Below are 20,261 nucleotides of genomic sequence, written 5' to 3'. Positions count from 1 at the left end.
GTGTGATACCACTAATGACGCAAACAATTTCGTAGAACATTACACAACATTTTTTAACGAAAAAAGAACGACAGACAGATGAACCTTTTCGCTCATATCAACGCACTGCTAGCCCTGATTATCGTGGTCATTATTGGCACCGCGCGGGGTATTGTGGGCGAAAGGTAACCACAAATTACAAAAAACCCCCGCACTGAAAAGTCCGGGGGTTTTTTTACAACTACAAGTTGTCATCTGTCTAACCCTCGGACAGTTTAACGGGAAGAATGGGAGTGCACATGAAGTGCAATAAATATGGCAATCGCTACGAGCCACAACGTAGCAAAGGAGGTTTACGATGACTGGTGCACAACTTGTCGTAGCCGCTTTAAGACAGCAAGGCATCGAAACCGTTTTTGGCTACCCCGGCGGGGCCATCATGCCAATCTATGATGCTTTGTATGACGGTGGGGTGGAACACATCCTATGCCGTCACGAGCAAGGGGCCGCTATGGCTGCTATCGGGATGGCTCGTTCCACTCAAGACGTTGCTGTGTGCATGGCAACTTCCGGCCCAGGAGCCACTAACCTTGTTACCGGCCTTGCCGACGCTTTCCTTGACTCCGTACCTCTAGTTGCCATCACAGGCCAGGTAGCTAGCTCTCATATCGGTACCGATGCATTCCAAGAAATGGATGTGATCGGAATGTCCCTAGCCTGTACTAAGCACAGCTATCTCGTGACCGAAATTGAAGATCTAGCTCCGACACTTGCCGAAGCCTTTGAGGTCGCAAAAACCGGTCGTCCGGGTCCTGTCATTGTCGATATCGCCAAAGACGTTCAACTCGCTCAAGCACCTACAGACCTTCTTCCTCCATACATAGCACCAGCAATCGAAGATGTCAGCGCTGAAGATATCAAACGTGCGCAAGATGTGCTGGCAGCATCTACTCGCCCAGTGTTGTATGTTGGTGGTGGCGTGCAACTTGCGAAAGCAACCGATGCAGTACGCGAATTTCTTCGCTTAAACCCAATGCCTGCAGTTAGCACATTAAAAGGCCTCGGTACCATTGAACGCCATGATCCTCACTATCTTGGTATGTTGGGTATGCATGGCACCAAAGCCGCCAACCTAGTGGTTCAAGAAGCCGATCTATTGATCGTGGTTGGCGCGCGTTTTGATGACCGTGTGACGGGTAAGCTCGATACGTTTGCACCAAATGCGAAAGTGATTCACATCGACATTGATGCTGCGGAGATTCATAAACTGCGCCACGCCAACGCACCATTACGTGGCGACATCAACACCATTCTTCCTCAGCTAGAGCTGACTCAAGATATCTCACCGTGGGTTCATCACAGTGAAAGTCTGCGCAGCGGCTTTAAGTGGCGTTACGACCACCCAGGCGAGTTAATCTACGCACCGCTACTGCTTAAACAACTGTCTGACATGATGCCAGATAGCTCAATTGTCTCGACCGACGTCGGTCAGCATCAGATGTGGGCAGCGCAACATATCCAGCCACGCGAACCACAAAATTTTATCACTTCTGCTGGCCTTGGCACCATGGGCTTTGGCTTGCCAGCAGCGATGGGCGCTGCAGTCGCACGTCCTGATGATCAGTCTATCCTTATTACAGGTGACGGTTCATTTATGATGAACGTTCAGGAATTGGGCACGCTGAAGCGTCGGCAGATTCCAGTGAAGATTGTCCTTCTTAATAACCAACGTCTTGGCATGGTTCGCCAATGGCAGTCATTGTTCTTTGACGGTCGCCACAGTGAAACCATTCTTGATGACAACCCAGATTTCGTGATGTTAGCAAAAGCGTTCGATATCCCGGGCAAAACCATCACCAAGAAAGAAGAAGTCGAACCTGCTCTCAAAGAGATGCTAGCGAGTGAAACTTCTTACATGCTTCACGTTTTGATTGATGAAGAAGAAAACGTGTGGCCATTGGTGCCACCTGGCGCATCAAACAGTGATATGTTGGAAAATACATAGGAGACAATCGCATGGACAGATATTTACTCGACATCAAAGCCGATGACAAACCGGTACTGTTGGAGCGCGTTCTACGTGTGATTCGTCACCGAGGCTTCGTGATCAAACAAGTCGCTGCTACGCAAAACCACGAAAGCAAAGTAGCCAGCGTCGAGATCATCGTCGACAGCGATCGACCAATCTCGTTTTTGATCAATCAAATAGAGAAGTTGTGGGACGTTCGTAAGGTTGAGGTGCTAAAAATCCGCAACGATGAACTGCCAAATCACAACTTACAACAACACGTAAGTGCATAAGGAAGGCAACAAATGGCAACGAAAACTGCAGATTTCATTTGGTTTAATGGTGAGATGGTTCCATGGGCAGAGGCGAACGTTCACGTTCTGACTCACGCAATGCACTATGGTACATCCGTGTTTGAAGGCGTGCGCTGTTACAACACACCAAAAGGCCCAATTGTCTTCCGTCACCGTGAGCATGCACAACGTCTAAAAGATTCTGCCAAGATTTACCGCTTTCCGATCCCTTTCTCTGTAGAAGAAATCATGGAAGCGACCCGCGAAACGCTGCGCCAAAACAAACTCGACAGCGCTTACATTCGTCCATTGGGTTTTGTCGGTAATGTTGGCTTAGGCGTATGTCCACCAGTTGGCACTGAGATGGATCTAATCATTGCAGCATTTCCTTGGGGCTCTTACTTAGGCGAAGAAGCGCTAGAAAAAGGTGTCGACGCGATGATTTCAAGCTGGAACCGCGCTGCGCCAAACACCATCCCAACTGCGGCTAAAGCAGGCGGTAACTACCTATCTTCACTACTGGTTGGTGGTGAAGCGCGTCGTCACGGTTACGACGAAGGTATTGCGCTAAGCGTAGATGGTTACCTATCGGAAGGGGCTGGTGAAAACATCTTCGTTATCAAAGATGGCGTAATCACCACACCACCAGCAACTAGCGCGATTCTACCGGGCATCACTCGTGACTCGATCATGACAATTGCACGCGATAAAGGCTACGAAGTACGTGAAGCGAACATTGCTCGTGAAGCCCTTTACCTTGCCGATGAAGTCTTCATGACAGGTACTGCGGCTGAGATTGTACCAGTGGCAACCATCGACAAGATTGAAGTGGGCACTGGTAAGCGCGGCCCTATCACTAAAGAACTACAAGCAGCCTACTTTGGCCTATTTGACGGCACCACGGAAGATAAGTGGGGCTGGTTAGACTATGTGTACCCAGAACAGAAGTAAGAAGGATTAGGAAATGCCAAAATATAGATCAGCTACCACCACACATGGTCGTAACATGGCGGGTGCACGAGCACTGTGGCGTGCAACGGGTGTGAAAGAAGAAGACTTCGGTAAACCAATCATCGCCGTTGTAAACTCGTTTACTCAATTTGTTCCGGGTCACGTACACCTGAAAGACATGGGTCAGCTTGTAGCACGCGAAATCGAAAAAGCTGGCGGTATTGCGAAAGAATTCAACACCATCGCGGTTGATGATGGTATCGCAATGGGTCACGGCGGCATGCTGTACTCACTGCCTTCACGCGAACTGATCGCAGACTCTGTGGAGTACATGGTCAACGCGCACTGTGCCGATGCCATGGTATGTATCTCTAACTGTGACAAAATCACTCCAGGAATGTTGATGGCATCTATGCGTCTTAACATCCCTGTTATCTTTGTTTCTGGTGGTCCAATGGAAGCGGGTAAAACCAAGCTTTCTGATCAGATCATCAAACTAGACCTTGTAGATGCGATGATCCAAGGCGCGGATCCAAAAGTGTCTGATGAGCAAAGCGAGCAGATCGAACGCAGCGCATGTCCAACGTGTGGATCGTGTTCAGGCATGTTCACTGCAAACTCAATGAACTGTCTAACGGAAGCACTGGGTCTTTCTCAACCAGGTAACGGTTCTATGCTGGCAACGCACGCAGACCGTGAACAGCTGTTCCTTAATGCAGGTCGTCGCATCGTTGAACTGACTCGTCGTTACTACGAGCAAGATGACGAATCAGCACTGCCACGCAACATCGCTACGTTTGATGCGTTCGAAAATGCGATGGCACTGGATATTGCAATGGGTGGCTCAACCAACACCATTTTGCACCTGTTGGCTGCAGCGCAAGAAGGTGAAGTGGATTTCGATATGGAAGATATCGATCGCCTATCACGCCAAGTACCACACCTATGTAAAGTGGCACCATCTACCCAGAAATATCACATGGAAGACGTACACCGCGCTGGTGGCGTCATGGCAATTCTTGGTGAGTTAGATCGTGCAGGTCTTCTACACAATGATGCGCGCACCGTGCTTGGCCTTTCGATGAAAGAGCAGCTGGCGAAATACGACATCATCCAAACTGAAGACGAAGAAGTACTTAAGTTCTACCGCGCAGGTCCCGCGGGTATTCGTACTACTCAAGCGTTCTCACAAGATTGCCGCTGGGATCGCCTTGATGACGACCGTGCGGAAGGTTGTATTCGTACTATCGATCATGCCTTTAGCCAAGAAGGTGGTCTAGCCGTTCTATCAGGCAACATCGCATTAGATGGTTGTATCGTTAAGACTGCTGGTGTGGATGAGAGCATTCATAAATTCACTGGCCCAGCCGTGGTATTTGAAAGCCAAGAAGACGCCGTAGAAGGCATCTTGGGTGGCAAAGTAAAAGCAGGCGACGTGGTTGTTATCCGTTACGAAGGCCCTAAAGGTGGTCCGGGCATGCAAGAAATGCTTTACCCAACCACTTATCTAAAATCGATGGGCCTTGGCAAAGAGTGTGCACTTCTGACTGACGGCCGTTTCTCTGGCGGCACATCAGGTCTTTCTATCGGCCACGCCTCTCCTGAAGCAGCAAACGGCGGTGCAATTGGCCTGGTAAAAGAAGGCGATATGATTGCAATTGATATTCCAAACCGTTCAATTTCACTCCAAGTGTCTGAACAAGAACTTGCTGAGCGCCGTGCAAAACAAGACGAACTAGGCTGGAAACCAGTTGACCGCCAACGTGAAGTTTCATTTGCACTCAAAGCGTACGCGAGTATGGCAACCAGTGCTGACAAGGGTGCAGTACGAGACAAGTCGAAGCTAGAGGGCTAGCAATGATGGAAGCTCAACCCGAAAAACAAGTGAACCAAACTGGCGCAGATTATCTGCGCCAAATCCTTCGCGCACCTGTTTATGAAGTAGCAACAGTGACGCCACTGCAAGAAATGCCTCGTTTATCTGCACGTATCGGGAATAACGTGCAGATCAAGCGTGAAGATCGCCAACCCGTACACTCGTTCAAATTGCGCGGTGCATACAACATGGTGGCGAGTTTATCTGAAGCACAAAAAGCCGCTGGTGTCATTGCAGCATCGGCAGGTAACCACGCTCAAGGCATGGCGCTCTCTGGTACTAAGCTAGGCATCAAAACCACCATCGTGATGCCTAAAACCACACCAGACATCAAAGTCGATGCGGTACGTGGCTTCGGTGGCAATGTAGTGCTGCACGGCAGCAACTTTGATGAGGCAAAAGCGGAAGCGGAACGCCTTTCTGATCTGCATGGGTACACATTTGTCCCTCCTTTCGATCACCCACTGGTGATTGCAGGTCAAGGCACCATAGGCATGGAAATGCTGCAGCAAAATGGTCACCTTGATTACATCTTCGTCCCTGTCGGTGGTGGCGGTTTGGCTGCCGGTGTTGCGGTACTTGTGAAGCAACTGATGCCAGAAATCAAAGTGATTGCAGTTGAACCTGAAGACTCATCTTGTCTTAAAGCCGCGCTGGATGCTGGTGAACCAGTGGTACTAGACCAAGTCAGCATGTTTGCCGATGGCGTCGCTGTAAAACGCATTGGCGAAGAGACTTTCCGTCTATGCCAGAAGTACATTGATGGCCATATTGCCGTCTCTAGCGATGAAATCTGCGCAGCCGTAAAAGACATCTTTGAAGACACTCGCGCCATTGCTGAGCCTTCGGGCGCACTTGCTCTGGCAGGTTTGAAGAAGTTTGCTGAGCAAAACAAATTGCAAGGTAAGAATCTAGGAACTGTACTGTCTGGTGCAAACACCAACTTCCACGGTCTGCGTTATGTTTCTGAACGCTGCGAGCTTGGTGAAAAACGTGAAGGTCTGCTTGCCGTCACCATCCCTGAGCGTCAAGGTGCTTTCTTTGAGTTCTGTAACCTCATTGGCGGCCGTGCCGTGACAGAGTTTAACTACCGCTACAACGATGACGCATTGGCAAATATCTTTGTCGGTGTGCGTTTGCAAGGCGGTCAGGAAGAGCTAGAACATATCATTCACGACTTACGTGATGGTGGCTACCCAGTGGTTGATTTGTCTGATGATGAAATGGCGAAGCTGCACGTGCGCTACATGATTGGTGGTAAGCCGTCTAAGCCGCTTAAAGAGCGCCTATACAGCTTTGAATTCCCAGAATATCCGGGAGCGCTACTCAAGTTCTTAAGCACACTCGGTACTCATTGGAATATCAGCTTGTTCAACTACCGTAACCACGGCGCTGACTACGGACGTGTTTTATGTGGTTTCGAGTTAGATGAAAGCGATTTAGCTCAGTTTTCTGCACATTTACGTGAACTTGGCTATCAATGCAAAGACGAGACAGACAACCCATCGTATAAGTTTTTCTTGTCATAAAACGCCACATTTCAAATATATCAAAGACAACACCTCGCATTAGCGAGGTGTTTTTTATGACTGTAACCAATCTTTATGTAGCTGATTAGGCGACCCAAGATAGTCCACCATCCACTGGATCAATTTATGATTATCATCTTTGCGCCATACTAAGCAGCAGTGACTGAGCGGTTTATCATCCGGCATGACCTTCTCCACCAGTACACCATCATTGATTAAGGGTGTTGCAATATGACGTGGCATGTAACCCACGCCCACCCCATTTTTTAAACATTCAATCGCACTATACCAATTGGGCAATAATAATCGGCGCTGTTGCGGATAATGGCCAGTATGGCGTTTTGGCAGCACGTTCGAAGTATCATCAAGACAGATCGCCGGAAATTGACTCACAAACTCTTCAGTAAGCACTTGTTGTCGAACGCAAGGATGAGCGGGTGACATTACAAATGCCCAATCTAATACGCCCATATCTTTGACTTCAAAATCTCCCCCAACGGGAACCGCAGATGTCGCGCCAACGACAATGTCGGCTCGACCTTGTGCTATGGCTTCCCAAGAACCATTGAAGACCTCCATATTGATCTGCAATTCAGCAAATTCAAACTCGCGATAAAAATCTTCCACCAAAGGTTTGAGTTTTTCTAACTTCACCACGTTATCTAAGGTCAGCTTTAACGTGCTTTTCCATCCTTGAGCCGCTCGCCGCGTTTGTGCTTTCACCTCTTCCATTTGACGCAGCAAAGAGCGCGCCTCGGCCATAAAAAGTTCACCCGCTGGAGTTAGCTCAACTTTCCTTGGTAAACGTCGAAACAGCACCACATCTAAATCTTGCTCGACCTGCCTTACTCCATAGCTGATGGCTGAGGGGACTTTATGCAATACCTCAGCCGCAGCGGTGAAACTGCCTAAACGGGCAACCGTATCCAGCATTTCCAAAGACGCTTTAGAGAACATGATTTAACCTTTCAAAAAATTTGATTGATAACCAACAATTTTAGCGTTTTATTTTCTCAAAATCGAAAAATAGAATAATAAGGTAAATAAATCAGGGTTGGCGCCAACTGGTGTTGATTAAAAAATGATTAAATAATTTGACTGGTTGAATCATGAAAATCTCAAAACTACAGCTCATTTATCTGGCAGCATTATCGATGCTTGGCTTCGTTGCTACCGATATGTATCTGCCAGCATTCAAAGCGATGGAAATCGACTTTGCAACAGGCCCTGAGCAAATTGCGCTCTCTTTAACGGTATTCCTCGTTGGTATGGCGATTGGCCAACTAATGTGGGGATTGGCATCCGATAAATTTGGCCATCGTAATACACTCGCAGCCGGGTTGGTGCTATTTACTATCGCGTCATTCGGTTTGGCTTTCTGTGATCAAGTATGGCAACTACTCACACTGCGCTTTATCCAAGCTATCGGTGTGTGTGCACCAGCCGTGATCTGGCAGGCTATGGTCATTAAGCGCTACTCAAGCAGTAGCCAACAAATTTTTGCGACAATCATGCCACTCGTCGCGCTATCACCAGCACTAGCACCTCAATTAGGGGTTGTGTTGGCAGATAATTTCGGCTGGCACAGTATCTTTATTACGCTAACACTGGTTGGTGTCTTTTTGGTCTTTGCGACCATGGCACAAAAAGACGAGAAAGCAGAAATCAAACAAACCAGTATATCTGCCGACATCAAAGCGCTACTGAGTTCTAAAAAATACCTTGGCAACGTGTTTATGTTTGCGACGGCTTCAGCTGCATTCTTTGCTTACCTAACTGGGATGCCAGAAATCATGGCGCAACTGGGCTACGAAGCAAAAGATATTGGTTTGAGCTTTATCCCACAAACTATCGCGTTTATGGCTGGTGGCTACTTAGGTAAAGTCGGCGTTCGAAAATTTGGTGATGAAAAGGTTCTGCGCCAACTGATTGGCCTATTTAGTGTCGCGGCATTAATGATTTTCATTGCTTCACAGTGGGAGCTGTCATCGATTTGGCCTATTCTTGCGCCATTCTGTTTGATTGCCGTTGCTAACGGCGCACTGTACCCAATCGTGGTAAACCGTGCACTGGCCAGCGCACAACAGAGCCCTGCAACAGCAGCAGGTCTGCAAAACAGCCTGCAAATCTGTGTAAGTAGCTTCTCAAGTGCATTGGTAGCCGCAATGGCAAGCCAAGCTCAGATGGTTACTGGCATCGCAATCATCATCTGTATGGGTGGGCTGTGGATGGGATACATTCTGTCGAATCGCGAATTATCCAAGCACTTTACGACTCCTGACAACGCCCGAGTCGTGAGTGAAGACGAACTTTAATCGTTCAGATAATAAAAAGAGCCGCGCAATGCGGCTCTTTCTGTTTATAAGCTTTTCAACCCCCATTTCTTGGCAGTCTGCTTAAAAAAGCCTTGAGTCTTTTTCAACTCTACCCAGTGATTGATGTAATTAATCCATACTTGATCGTCTTGCGGCAACAACATAGCAATTGGGGTTGGTTTACGCGGTGCGGTCACTGGCACTATCGCCAACTGTTTAAACTTATCCACCAACGTCGCTGCTTCCACATTGGACGTCACCGATACATCGGCCCTGCGAGCTAGTAGTTCTTGGAAGTCGCGCGCTGGCGCTTCAATAACAATATGCTGAGCAGACGGGAAGAACTCTTTCACCATTTTTTCTTGTACCGTACCTAACGTCGCCGCGACTTTTACTTCTGGTTTATTAAAATCCGCCCAATCAGAAAATTTGGCGAGATCTTTCTTTTGCACCACAGGTACAAAGGCAAGGTAGAAATACGGCTGGCTGTATCCAGCTACTTTCGCGCGCGACATGTTCAGAGATGCGCTGCCAGTAATATCGTATTTGTTGGCGGTAATGCCATTAACTAGCGTCTTCCAATCCGTGGGCACATACTCCACTTTTACACCGAGATCTTTAGCAAGTTCTGTTGTTACATCGATATCGAAGCCACGATAACTGTTTGTCGCGGGGTCTTTCATCGTCATCGGATTCCAATCTCCCGTCGTTCCAACTCGGAGTACGCCATTGTCTAAAATGGATTGAAGACGGCTTTCAGCGTGAGCGACTTGAGTCGCAGCAAGCAAACACATTCCTAGCACTAGTAAAATCTTTCTCATTTTTATTCCCTTAAAAATAATGACCTTATACGGTTTAATAATTAACCTTTATTAGAGCTCTACTGATAACATAGCAGTAACAAAGGAAGTTTTTTAGTTAATTCAGGGAGTAAATGTGACGTTTCGAACTCTATGGCTGTTTTCACTGCTATTACTCACTGGTTGTTCTGATTATCAATGGGGCTGGTATGTACTTGACCCTTCGACGGATCAAGGGCTCACCAATCTAAAGTTTTTAATCGCTGGGTTTAATGACACCATTCAGGTATCACTCCTCAGTATGTTATTTGCGATGAGCTTGGGCCTGATCGTTGCCTTACCCGCTCTGTCGGACTCTGCCTCTCTGAAGTGGATAAACCGTATTTATGTCGAGGTGATCCGTTCAGTGCCAGTTTTAGTCTTACTACTTTGGGTGTATTACGGCATGCCTACACTATTGGATGTCTCACTCAATCACTTTTGGGCGGGTGTTATTGCACTGACTATCGCTGAGAGTGCGTTTATGGCGGAAGTGTTTCGCGGTGGGATACAAGCTATCAGCCGTGGCCAACATGAAGCGGCTGAATCTTTGGGCTTAAGCTATTGGCAAAAGATGCGCTTGGTAATTCTTCCCCAAGCATTTCGACAAATCCTCCCTCCACTGGGCAATCAATTTGTCTACATTCTCAAGATGAGTTCTTTAGTCAGCGTGATTGGTTTAAGCGATCTCACTCGCCGTGCTAATGAGCTGGTGGTGAATGAGTACTTACCCTTAGAGATTTATACCTTCCTCGTTTTGGAGTACTTGTTACTCATCCTATTTGTATCTCAAGCCGTTCGTTGGCTCGAAAACCGTATTGCTATTCCTAGTTACTAACGATGAAGCCTGAGCTAGAAACAACAAAGCCGCTCTTGTTGAACGGCTTTGACAATATAGCGATAGAGTGCAGGTATTGCTTATTTCTGTTTTACAGGACGCTGCCAGCCAGTAATTTTGCGCTCTTTGACGCGAGTAATTACTAACTCACCTTCTTCAACATCTTTTGTTAGTGTCGTGCCTGCACCGATGGTTGCGCCATCAGCGATAGTGACAGGCGCCACCAGCTGGCTATCAGAACCAACAAAAACATCATTACCGATGATAGTTTTAAACTTGTTCGCACCATCGTAGTTACAAGTGATAGTACCTGCACCGATGTTAGTACGTTGACCGATCTCTGCATCACCTAAGTAAGTTAGGTGGTTCGCTTTTGAACCTTCTCCGATGCGCGCATTTTTCACTTCAACGAAGTTACCCACATGGGAATCGTTACGCATTTCAGCACCAGGACGAAGGCGAGTAAATGGACCAACCGTACATTCTTCACCAACCGTTGCACCTTCAATCACACTGTAAGGGCGAACGATGGTGTTGTCGTCGATTTCACAATCTTTCAGTACACAACCCGCACCGATAACTACGTTATCACCCAGTGAAACTTTACCTTCGATGATAACATTCACGTCGATTTCACAGTCCATACCGCACTGTAACTCACCACGCAAATCAAAGCGTGCTGGATCGCGTAGCATGACACCTTGCTCTAGTAGTTTCTGAGCTTGCATTGACTGGAAAGCACGCTCTAGACGAGCAAGCTGTGCGCGGTCGTTGACCCCTTCCACCTCAATGGCATTGACTGGGTGTACTGCCTCAACGGCACGACCTTCATCGTGTGCAGCTGCAATAACGTCAGTTAGGTAGTATTCGCCTTGTGCGTTGTTGTTGTTTAAGCCAGACAACCAACGCTTAAGATCCCCACCAGTCGCAACCATCACGCCAGTGTTGATCTCTTTAATTTGTTTTTGTTCTTCTGTTGCATCTTTTTGCTCAACGATCGCCACAACAGGACCATTCTTACGGATAATACGACCGTAGCCTGTCGGGTTATCTAGAATCACTGTTAGTAGTGCAATACCGCCTGTTGGCTGTGCATCTAATAGGTTTTCAATCGTTTCAGCTGAAATCAGTGGAACATCACCGTAAAGCACCAGTACTTTTTCATCGTCTTCAAACTTCGGAGACGCTTGATCAACCGCATGACCTGTACCTAGTTGCTCCGCTTGCAGTACCCAGTTTACAGGCTCTTCTGCTAGCGTTTGCTGCATTTGATCACCACCGTGACCATATACTAAGTGGATGTTTTGTGCGCCAAGACCTGTACATGTATCAATCACATGTTTTGCCATTGGCTTCCCTGCCAAAGTGTGTAGCACTTTAGGCATGTTTGAATACATACGGGTACCTTTACCCGCAGCAAGGATCACAGCACTGAATTTCATTAATAACCTATTGACGTTCTATTTTAATTGGGCGTTATTTTAAACACCTTGGAAGGATTAGTTAATGGTGGGATGTAAATTTCCAACTAAAATTAATCAAAAAGGCGACCAATTGGCCGCCTTTTTTCATGCAACGTTGCTAATTGAGCTTAGCGACGCTTTTTTGTCAGCTCGATAACTCGTAGCTGAGCAATGGCTTTAGCCAGTTCACTGGCCGCTTGTGCGAAGTCCATGTCACCATGCTGATTCTGGATTTGCTCCTCAGCGCGGCGTTTGGCTTCTTCTGCCTTCGCTGCGTCTAGCTCTTCACCACGGATAGCTGTATCAGCTAGTACAGTCGCTGTACCAGGCTGAATCTCTACCATACCACCAGAAACATAAATAATTTCTTCGTGGCCGTGCTGTTTCACAATACGCACCATACCAGGCTTGATAGCGGTCAGCAGCGGTGTGTGACCATGGAAAATACCAAGTTCACCTTCGCTACCGGTCACCTGAAACGTTTCAACACGACCAGAGAAGATTTTCTTCTCAGCGCTTACTACGTCTAGGTGAAAGGTTATTGCTGCCATATCGCCTCCTAGTTAGCCTTATAGCTTCTTCGCATTCTCAATAGCATCGTCGATGCTACCGCAGTACATAAATGCCTGCTCAGGAATGTCGTCGTATTCACCAGCTAGTAGGCCTTTAAAGCCACGTAGAGTCTCTTTTAGAGGTACGTAAATACCAGGGTCACCTGTAAATACTTCTGCTACGTGGTAAGGCTGAGTTAGGAAACGCTCAATCTTACGTGCACGAGATACAACTTGCTTATCTTCTTCAGATAGCTCGTCCATACCTAGAATAGCAATGATATCTTTCAGCTCTTTGTAGCGCTGAAGAGTCTGCTGAACACCACGAGCAACTTCGTAGTGATCTTGACCAACGACTAGTGGATCAAGCATACGAGATGTTGAATCTAGCGGGTCGATCGCAGGGTATAGACCCATTGCAGCGATGTTACGGTTAAGTACAACCGTTGCATCCAAGTGCGCGAACGTTGTTGCTGGAGACGGGTCAGTCAAGTCATCCGCTGGTACGTATACCGCCTGTACAGACGTGATAGAACCTGATTTCGTTGACGTGATACGCTCCTGGAGTACACCCATCTCTTCTGCAAGAGTTGGCTGGTAACCTACCGCAGAAGGCATACGACCTAGTAGTGCTGATACCTCTGTACCTGCAAGTGTGTAACGGTAGATGTTATCAATGAACAGTAGTACGTCACGACCTTCGTCACGGAAACGCTCTGCCATTGTTAGACCAGTCAGTGCAACACGTAGACGGTTACCTGGTGGCTCGTTCATCTGACCGTAAACCATCGCTACTTTTGATTCTTCAGGCTTCTCAACGTTTACAACGCCCGCTTCCTGCATCTCGTAGTAGAAATCGTTACCTTCACGAGTACGCTCACCAACACCAGCAAATACTGATAGACCTGAGTGCTGTAGTGCGATGTTGTTGATAAGTTCCATCATGTTAACGGTCTTACCTACACCTGCACCACCGAATAGACCGATTTTACCACCCTTAGCGAATGGACAAATTAGGTCGATTACTTTAACGCCCGTTTCTAGAAGTGCAATTTCGTTTGATTGCTCTTCGTAGCTTGGTGCACTACGGTGGATAGAGTAAACCTCTTCCGCACCCACTTCACCACGCTCGTCAATCGCGTCACCTAGGACGTTCATGATACGACCTAGAGTTTTAGTACCTACTGGTACTGAAATTGGAGCGCCAGTGTTAACCACTTCAACTCCACGACGTAAACCATCAGAGCTACCCATTACGATACAACGAACTACGCCACCGCCTAGCTGTTGTTGAACTTCAAGAACTAGACGCTCTTTTGAGTCCGTTACGTTTAGAGCGTCATATACACTAGGTACATTGCTCTGTGGGAACTCTACGTCGACTACCGCACCGATGATCTGTACGATCTTACCTGTAGCCATCGTTAATCCTCTAAACTATTTCGTTTTACCTAAGCTTAAACCGCAGCTGCACCACCAACGATTTCTGATAGTTCTTGTGTAATCGCAGCCTGACGGGCTTTGTTGTACACAAGTTCCAAATCGTCAATCAAACTGGTTGCGTTATCCGTTGCAGCCTTCATCGCAATCATTCGAGCCGCTTGCTCACAAGCAAGGTTCTCAACCACACCTTGGTATACCTGAGACTCTACGTAACGCACTAATAGCGTATCCAGTAGAGGTTTTGGTTCAGGCTCATAGATGTAGTCCCATGAATGCTCACGCTGCATCTCTTCGCTGTCCGATTTAGGCAAAGGTAGCAATTGATCGATCGTTGGTTGCTGAACCATAGTATTAACAAACTTGTTGAATACTACATATAGACGGTCCAGTTCACCTTCATCGTATTTCTTCAGCATTACGCCAACAGAGCCGATTAGGTCTTGTAGGCTTGGATTATCTCCAAGACCAGAAACCTGTGCCGCAACTTTTGCGCCACCATGTTTAAAGAAAGCTGTTGCTTTTGAGCCAACAACGGCTAGCTCAATCTCAGCACCTTTCTCTCTCCATGCTTGCATGTCTGTAACGGCTTTTTTGAACACGTTAATGTTCAAACCACCACACAGACCACGGTCTGTCGAAACGATGATGTAACCAACACGTTTAGCTTCACGCTCTTCTAGGTACGGATGACGGTACTCTAGGTTTGCGTTAGCCACATGACCGATCACTTTACGCATTGTTTCAGCGTATGGACGAGAAGCTTCCATTGCATCTTGAGAACGACGCATTTTTGAAGCTGCTACCATTTCCATCGCTTTCGTAATTTTCTGAGTGCTTTTAACACTACCGATTTTATTACGTATCTCTTTTGCGCCGGCCATCGTTACTCTCCGTTAGTTGGTGGCAGAAACTGCCACCGACCTAATTACCAAGTTTGGGTTGCTTTGAAGTCGTCAGTCAGTTTCTTCAACTGAGCTTCGATTTCATCGTTGTAAGCGCCAGACTTGTCGATCTCAGCTGCTAGTTCAGCGTATTGACCGCGAGCGTACGATAGTAGAGCCGCCTCGAAATCTAGAACTTTGTTAAGTTCTACATCATCAAGGTAACCGCGCTCTGCCGCGAAGATAGTTAGAGCTTGGTCAAATACAGACATTGGAGCGTACTGCTTCTGCTTCATTAGTTCTGTAACTTTTTGACCATGGTCTAGCTGTTTCTTCGTTGCGTCATCAAGGTCAGAAGAGAACTGAGCAAATGCCGCTAGTTCACGGTATGCAGCTAGTGCTGTACGGATACCACCTGATAGTTTCTTGATGATTTTCGTCTGAGCTGAACCACCTACACGAGATACTGAGATACCAGGGTCAACAGCAGGACGAACACCAGCGTTGAATAGCTCAGTTTGTAGGAAGATCTGACCATCGGTAATCGAGATTACGTTAGTCGGTACGAATGCTGAAACGTCACCTGCTTGAGTTTCGATGATAGGAAGAGCAGTCAAAGAACCAGTCTTACCTTTCACTTCACCGTTAGTGAAACGCTCTACGTACTCTTCGTTTACACGAGCTGCACGCTCTAGTAGACGCGAGTGTAAGTAGAATACGTCACCTGGGAATGCCTCACGGCCTGGTGGACGTTTAAGTAGTAGAGAGATCTGACGGTAAGCTACCGCTTGCTTAGATAGATCATCGTAAACAATCAGTGCGTCTTCACCGCGATCGCGGAAGTATTCACCCATCGCACAACCTGCGTAAGGCGCTAGGTATTGAAGCGCTGCAGATTCAGAAGCTGATGCAACTACAACGATAGTATTTTGTAGTGCGCCGTGCTCTTCTAGTTTGCGAACAACGTTAGCGATAGTCGATGCTTTCTGACCGATTGCTACGTAGATAGAGAAAATACCAGAGTCTTTCTGGTTGATGATCGCGTCGATCGCCAGTGCTGTTTTACCAATCTGACGGTCACCGATGATAAGCTCACGCTGACCACGACCGATTGGGATCATTGAGTCAACTGACTTATAACCAGTTTGCACAGGTTGGTCTACCGATTTACGGTCGATTACACCTGGTGCGATCACTTCTACAGGCGAAGTCATTTTCGCTTCGATTGGACCTTTACCATCGATAGGCTCACCCAGCGTGTTTACTACGCGGCCTAGTAGTTCTGGACCAACTGGCACTTCAAGAATGCGGCCAGTACCTGTAACTTTCATGCCTTCCTTAAGGTCAGCATATGGGCCCATTACAACCGCACCAACCGAGTCACGCTCAAGGTTAAGTGCCAGTGCATAACGGCCACCCGGTAATTCAATCATTTCACCTTGCATCACGTCCGCTAGGCCGTGGATGCGGATGATACCATCGCTTACCGATACGATAGTACCCTCGTTGCGAGCTTCACTAACAACTTCGAAAGATTCGATACGTTGTTTGATCAGATCGCTAATTTCCGTGGAATTAAGTTGCATGCTCCAATCCCCATTAAGACTGCAATGCATCGCTCAGGCGGTTCAAACGACCACGCGCTGAGTCATCGATGACTAGGTCTCCGGCTCGAATAATAACCCCACCAAGTAGGGTCTCATCTACACTGCAATTCAGCTTCACTTTGCGTTCAAGACGCTTTTCAAGTTTGCTGCCAATGTTTGCAAGTTGTTCATCAGAAAGCTCTGTTGCTGAAATTACTTCAACATCAATTTCTTTCTCATGTTCTTTTTTCAGAGTAAAAAACTCCGTGCAAACATCAGGAAGGGCCGCTAAACGACCATTCTCAGCCATTACCTTCAAAAGGTTTTGACCGTGCGCATCAACTTGTTCGCCGCAAACTGCAACAAAAATTTCTGCCATTTTGTCAGCAGAAACCGAACCCGTTAGTAGTTCGTTCATTTGTTCGTTTTTGGCCACTTCAGCAGCAAAAGATAACATTTGGCCCCATTGGTCCAACTGGTCTTTCTCTAAAGCAAAGTCGAAGGCTGCTTTAGCATAGGGGCGTGCGATAGTAGTCAAATCAGACATATGCGCCCCCAGACTTAAAGTTTTGCAGTAATGTTGTCGAGAATATCTTTTTGCGCATCTTTATCGATAGAACGCTCAAGGATTTTCTCAGCACCAGCTACAGCCAGAGTAGCAACTTGTTTGCGCAGCTCATCGCGTGCACGATTGCGTTCAGCTTCAAGTTCTGCTTCTGCTTGCGCTAGGATTTTCTGGCGTTCTGCCTGAGCTTCCTCGCGAGCTTCATCAAGAATTTGAGACTTACGCTTGTTCGCTTGTTCGATGATCTCAGTTGCTGTGCGCTTCGCTTCTTTCAATTGATCAGAAGCGTTGGCTTGTGCTAGATCCAAGTCTTTCGCAGCACGTTCTGCTGCTTGAAGACCATCAGCAATTTTCTTCTGACGCTCTTCGATCGCTTGCATCAATGGTGGCCATACATACTTCATGCAGAACCACACAAATAGTGCGAACGAGATTGCTTGACCTAGCAGAGTTGCGTTTATGTTCACAACAGCTACCCCTCTATTTGGACTTAGTGTTAATCAGTGACAAGCGATAATCGCCCGTCCCGAGTTAAAGGTGATTAACCTAGTTGACCAACGAATGGGTTTGCGAAAGTGAATAGTAGCGCGATTACGATACCGATCATTGGAACCGCATCAAGTAGACCCGCGATGATGAACATCTTAACTTGTAGCATAGGAGCCATTTCTGGTTGACGTGCAGCACCTTCTAGGAATTTACCACCTAGCAGTGCGAAACCAATCGCTGTACCAAGAGAAGCAAGACCGACGATAATACCTACGGCGATTGCAGAAAAGCTCAGTAAAGTTTCCATTACTATCTCCAATTTATAGTTGTTGGCTTAGTGCCCAAATAAAAAGCTTTAAAAAAATTAATGATCAGGATCTTCGTGTGCCATTGACAGGTAAACAATTGTCAACATCATGAATACGAAGGCTTGAATCGTAATAACCAAGATATGGAAGATTGCCCACGGTAGTGAACCCATCCATTGTAAGTACCATGGTAGCATTGCCGCACAAAGAATGAATACAACCTCACCCGCGAACATGTTACCGAATAGACGCATACCAAGTGATAGAGGTTTCGCTAATAGCGATACCACTTCAATTAGTAGGTTAAACGGAATCATCAGTGGGTGATTGAATGGATGTAGTGCAAGTTCTTTTGCGAATCCACCTAGACCTTTTACTTTGATGCTGTAGTAAATCATCAATGCAAAAACGCCTAGAGCCATAGCCATGGTGATATTCACATCAGCAGACGGTACAACCTTAAGGTAAGGAATACCTAGCCAATGCTCTGCTGGGTATGGTAAGAAGTCGATAGGAACTAAGTCCATCACGTTCATCAAAAATACCCAACAAAAGATAGTCAGTGCTAAAGGCGCGATCAGTGGGTTGCGTCCATGGAACGTGTCTTTGACGTTATCGGCGACAAATTCAACGATCATTTCTACAGCACACTGAAGCTTACCCGGTACACCCGCTGTTGTTCTCTTTGCTACTTTGTAAAAAATTCCGAGGAAGATTAAACCAGTAAACCAAGAAAAAAACAGGCTATCGATATGTACGTTCCAGAAACTTGTCTCCGACCCTACTAAACCCAACTTGTATAGCGATAGGTTAGAAAGGTGGTGGGCAATGTAACCGGACGATGTTAGCGCTTCACCTGGCGCAGCCATAACTCATCCTATTTTTTGTTGTTAATGAATAGCACTGGTGCACAGATATTAATACCTAGTACCAGCAAATAGGTTAGTTTGAGGGGAACAAGTTCCACCTGCATATACATGTAGGCAACATAGAACAGTGCAACCGTGATGAGAATTTTCAGTACTTCACCCGTATAGAAGGAAGCAGCGATGCGCTTGGCAGCGCGAGCTCCACTAAACATGAAAGCACACAGCGCGAATACTGCATTGGCAACAACAAAAATGCCTCCGCCAATCAGCGCTGAAAATCCCCAGTCAGGATTTATGGCTACCGCCATTCCTGCTGCCACAAAAATAACCGCGCCAGACTGGATCATTAACAATTGCCTTGCGAGCTCTCGTCCTGGTCTAGCTAACGCAGCTACCATGTATTCGTACCTCTAGTAATATCCACTTCGCACTTAACTCTCTGTGCTGGGAAATTGGCGAAAATTATACGTTCAGTTCAACGTAAAGCAATTCGATTGCATCAAAAACTTACAGTTTTGTTTACAAAACGACAACTTTCGCACAAAATTCGATTAATTAGATTAATTGACCTAAATCAATTATCTCATCTAGGCCTCAAGCTTGGCAATTAGTTGGTCCAATTTGTGAGGCTCATCAAGACTTATCGTCAATTTCGCTTTTCCGTTTGCAGAACGGGTCAGAGAAACTTTTGCATCAAGCAGCTGACTCAATTTATGCGACATTTGCTCGGCTTCGGTATCCTCTTGTTGCCCTTTTTGCTCATTTTGTGGGGCTAAGCACTTTTTTACTAACTGTTCGGTTTGGCGAACAGTCATTTGCTTCTTAGCCACTTGTTGAGCTACTTCGACTTGCTGTTCGCCTTCTAACGCTAACAGAGCTCGAGCATGACCCATTTCCAATTTTTTATCTGCAACCAGACCTTTTACATCAACTTCCAACTGATTCAGACGTAATAGGTTACTCACCGTCGTTCTTGATTTACCAATCACATCGGCCACTTGCTGATGTGTCAGCGTGAATTCATCTTGTAGACGCTCAAGCGCTTGGGCTTCCTCAATCACATTCAAGTCTTCACGTTGAATGTTTTCAATCAACGCCATGGCGATGGCGGCACGATCTTCAACTTTTTTCACCAAACACGGCACGCGTTTTAAACCCGCCTGCCTTGCAGCACGCCAGCGGCGTTCACCTGCGATGATCTCAAACTGACCACTTTCGACCTGGCGAACCACGATTGGTTGAATAATGCCTTGTGATTGAATCGAAGCCGCTAGTTCTTCTAGCGCTTCAGGCGCCATGTCTTTACGCGGTTGGTATACGCCCGGCTGCAATTGACCAATCGCTAAATCGGTTAACTCACCGTCTGCCGATAATTCTTGGCTATGCGATGCAATATGCTGTTTTTCACGAGCAAACGAACTGGTCGACAATAACGCATCCAGTCCTTTTCCGAGACCACGCTTAGACATGGGATTGAA

General features: G+C 46.8%; 20 protein-coding genes. 7 read left to right on the top strand and 13 right to left on the bottom strand.

Annotated elements, in window-relative coordinates; translation table 11 throughout:
• Positions 1–337 precede the first annotated feature (337 nt).
• The 5 genes from ilvG to ilvA are packed head-to-tail and all read left to right on the top strand — an operon-like array spanning position 338 to position 6,636.
• Positions 338–1,984, top strand: a complete 1,647-nt coding sequence (gene ilvG, locus R7E42_RS19040) for an acetolactate synthase 2 catalytic subunit (protein ID WP_005378960.1) — start codon at positions 338–340, stop codon at positions 1,982–1,984.
• A gap of 11 nt (positions 1,985–1,995) precedes the next feature.
• Positions 1,996–2,280: an acetolactate synthase 2 small subunit gene (gene ilvM / locus R7E42_RS19035; protein ID WP_005378958.1), complete on the top strand. Its 285-nt coding sequence runs from the start codon at positions 1,996–1,998 to the stop codon at positions 2,278–2,280.
• 12 nt (positions 2,281–2,292) lie between these two features.
• A complete protein-coding gene (gene ilvE / locus R7E42_RS19030) occupies positions 2,293–3,231 on the top strand; it encodes a branched-chain-amino-acid transaminase (RefSeq protein ID WP_005378953.1) in 939 nt (312 codons plus the stop codon).
• Positions 3,232–3,244: 13 nt separating this feature from the next.
• Entirely contained in the window at positions 3,245–5,086 is a 1,842-nt protein-coding gene (ilvD, locus tag R7E42_RS19025) for a dihydroxy-acid dehydratase (protein WP_005383859.1), read from the top strand.
• Between the two features lie 2 nt (positions 5,087–5,088).
• Positions 5,089–6,636 (top strand): threonine ammonia-lyase, biosynthetic, encoded by a 1,548-nt coding sequence (gene ilvA / locus R7E42_RS19020; protein ID WP_017635600.1) that lies wholly within the window; start codon positions 5,089–5,091, stop codon positions 6,634–6,636.
• A 54-nt stretch (positions 6,637–6,690) separates the two neighbouring features.
• On the opposite strand, the gene punR is transcribed toward ilvA, so the two are convergent.
• The gene (punR, locus tag R7E42_RS19015; RefSeq protein WP_017821565.1) at positions 6,691–7,593 is read right to left on the bottom strand and encodes a DNA-binding transcriptional activator PunR; all 903 of its coding nucleotides are present in this window, start codon (positions 7,591–7,593) and stop codon (positions 6,691–6,693) included.
• A 152-nt stretch (positions 7,594–7,745) separates the two neighbouring features.
• On the opposite strand from punR, the gene punC reads away from it, so the two are divergent.
• On the top strand, positions 7,746–8,951 hold the full coding sequence (gene punC, locus R7E42_RS19010; protein ID WP_115386380.1) for a purine nucleoside transporter PunC: 1,206 nt from the start codon (positions 7,746–7,748) through the stop codon (positions 8,949–8,951).
• 44 nt (positions 8,952–8,995) lie between these two features.
• Here the strand turns inward: punC and R7E42_RS19005 are convergent, their stop codons facing one another.
• The gene (locus tag R7E42_RS19005; RefSeq protein WP_005378944.1) at positions 8,996–9,772 is read right to left on the bottom strand and encodes a transporter substrate-binding domain-containing protein; all 777 of its coding nucleotides are present in this window, start codon (positions 9,770–9,772) and stop codon (positions 8,996–8,998) included.
• A 115-nt stretch (positions 9,773–9,887) separates the two neighbouring features.
• Here R7E42_RS19005 and R7E42_RS19000 point away from each other — a divergent pair, with 115 nt between their 5' ends.
• Entirely contained in the window at positions 9,888–10,628 is a 741-nt protein-coding gene (locus tag R7E42_RS19000) for an amino acid ABC transporter permease (RefSeq protein ID WP_064354428.1), read from the top strand.
• Between the two features lie 80 nt (positions 10,629–10,708).
• Here the strand turns inward: R7E42_RS19000 and glmU are convergent, their stop codons facing one another.
• The 11 genes from glmU to R7E42_RS18945 all read right to left on the bottom strand — a co-directional run bounded on the left by glmU (position 10,709) and on the right by R7E42_RS18945 (position 20,252).
• A complete protein-coding gene (glmU, locus tag R7E42_RS18995; protein ID WP_017635597.1) occupies positions 10,709–12,070 on the bottom strand; it encodes a bifunctional UDP-N-acetylglucosamine diphosphorylase/glucosamine-1-phosphate N-acetyltransferase GlmU in 1,362 nt (453 codons plus the stop codon).
• Between the two features lie 149 nt (positions 12,071–12,219).
• Entirely contained in the window at positions 12,220–12,642 is a 423-nt protein-coding gene (locus R7E42_RS18990) for a F0F1 ATP synthase subunit epsilon (protein ID WP_005378937.1), read from the bottom strand.
• An 18-nt stretch (positions 12,643–12,660) separates the two neighbouring features.
• A complete protein-coding gene (gene atpD, locus R7E42_RS18985) occupies positions 12,661–14,064 on the bottom strand; it encodes a F0F1 ATP synthase subunit beta (protein WP_005383849.1) in 1,404 nt (467 codons plus the stop codon).
• A 35-nt stretch (positions 14,065–14,099) separates the two neighbouring features.
• Positions 14,100–14,966: a F0F1 ATP synthase subunit gamma gene (gene atpG / locus R7E42_RS18980; RefSeq protein ID WP_005378932.1), complete on the bottom strand. Its 867-nt coding sequence runs from the start codon at positions 14,964–14,966 to the stop codon at positions 14,100–14,102.
• 44 nt (positions 14,967–15,010) lie between these two features.
• On the bottom strand, positions 15,011–16,552 hold the full coding sequence (atpA, locus tag R7E42_RS18975) for a F0F1 ATP synthase subunit alpha (protein WP_005378931.1): 1,542 nt from the start codon (positions 16,550–16,552) through the stop codon (positions 15,011–15,013).
• A 13-nt stretch (positions 16,553–16,565) separates the two neighbouring features.
• Positions 16,566–17,099 carry a F0F1 ATP synthase subunit delta gene (atpH, locus tag R7E42_RS18970; protein WP_017635596.1) on the bottom strand — a complete coding sequence of 178 codons (534 nt, stop codon included), beginning with the start codon at positions 17,097–17,099 and terminating at the stop codon, positions 16,566–16,568.
• A 14-nt stretch (positions 17,100–17,113) separates the two neighbouring features.
• A complete protein-coding gene (gene atpF, locus R7E42_RS18965) occupies positions 17,114–17,584 on the bottom strand; it encodes a F0F1 ATP synthase subunit B (RefSeq protein ID WP_005378929.1) in 471 nt (156 codons plus the stop codon).
• 74 nt (positions 17,585–17,658) lie between these two features.
• Positions 17,659–17,913 carry a F0F1 ATP synthase subunit C gene (atpE, locus tag R7E42_RS18960; RefSeq protein WP_002540812.1) on the bottom strand — a complete coding sequence of 85 codons (255 nt, stop codon included), beginning with the start codon at positions 17,911–17,913 and terminating at the stop codon, positions 17,659–17,661.
• 57 nt (positions 17,914–17,970) lie between these two features.
• Positions 17,971–18,783 carry a F0F1 ATP synthase subunit A gene (gene atpB, locus R7E42_RS18955; RefSeq protein WP_005378922.1) on the bottom strand — a complete coding sequence of 271 codons (813 nt, stop codon included), beginning with the start codon at positions 18,781–18,783 and terminating at the stop codon, positions 17,971–17,973.
• A gap of 8 nt (positions 18,784–18,791) precedes the next feature.
• Positions 18,792–19,181, bottom strand: a complete 390-nt coding sequence (locus R7E42_RS18950; RefSeq protein ID WP_005378921.1) for a F0F1 ATP synthase subunit I — start codon at positions 19,179–19,181, stop codon at positions 18,792–18,794.
• A gap of 189 nt (positions 19,182–19,370) precedes the next feature.
• Positions 19,371–20,252 carry a ParB/RepB/Spo0J family partition protein gene (locus R7E42_RS18945; protein ID WP_017821562.1) on the bottom strand — a complete coding sequence of 294 codons (882 nt, stop codon included), beginning with the start codon at positions 20,250–20,252 and terminating at the stop codon, positions 19,371–19,373.
• Positions 20,253–20,261 lie beyond the last annotated feature (9 nt).

The sequence above is a fragment of the Vibrio sp. Vb1337 genome (genome assembly GCF_033338715.1).
Taxonomy (GTDB): Bacteria; Pseudomonadota; Gammaproteobacteria; order Enterobacterales; family Vibrionaceae; genus Vibrio; species Vibrio alginolyticus.
Note: the sequence above shows the minus strand (reverse complement) of the source record. Positions and strands in the feature narration are given on the sequence as shown.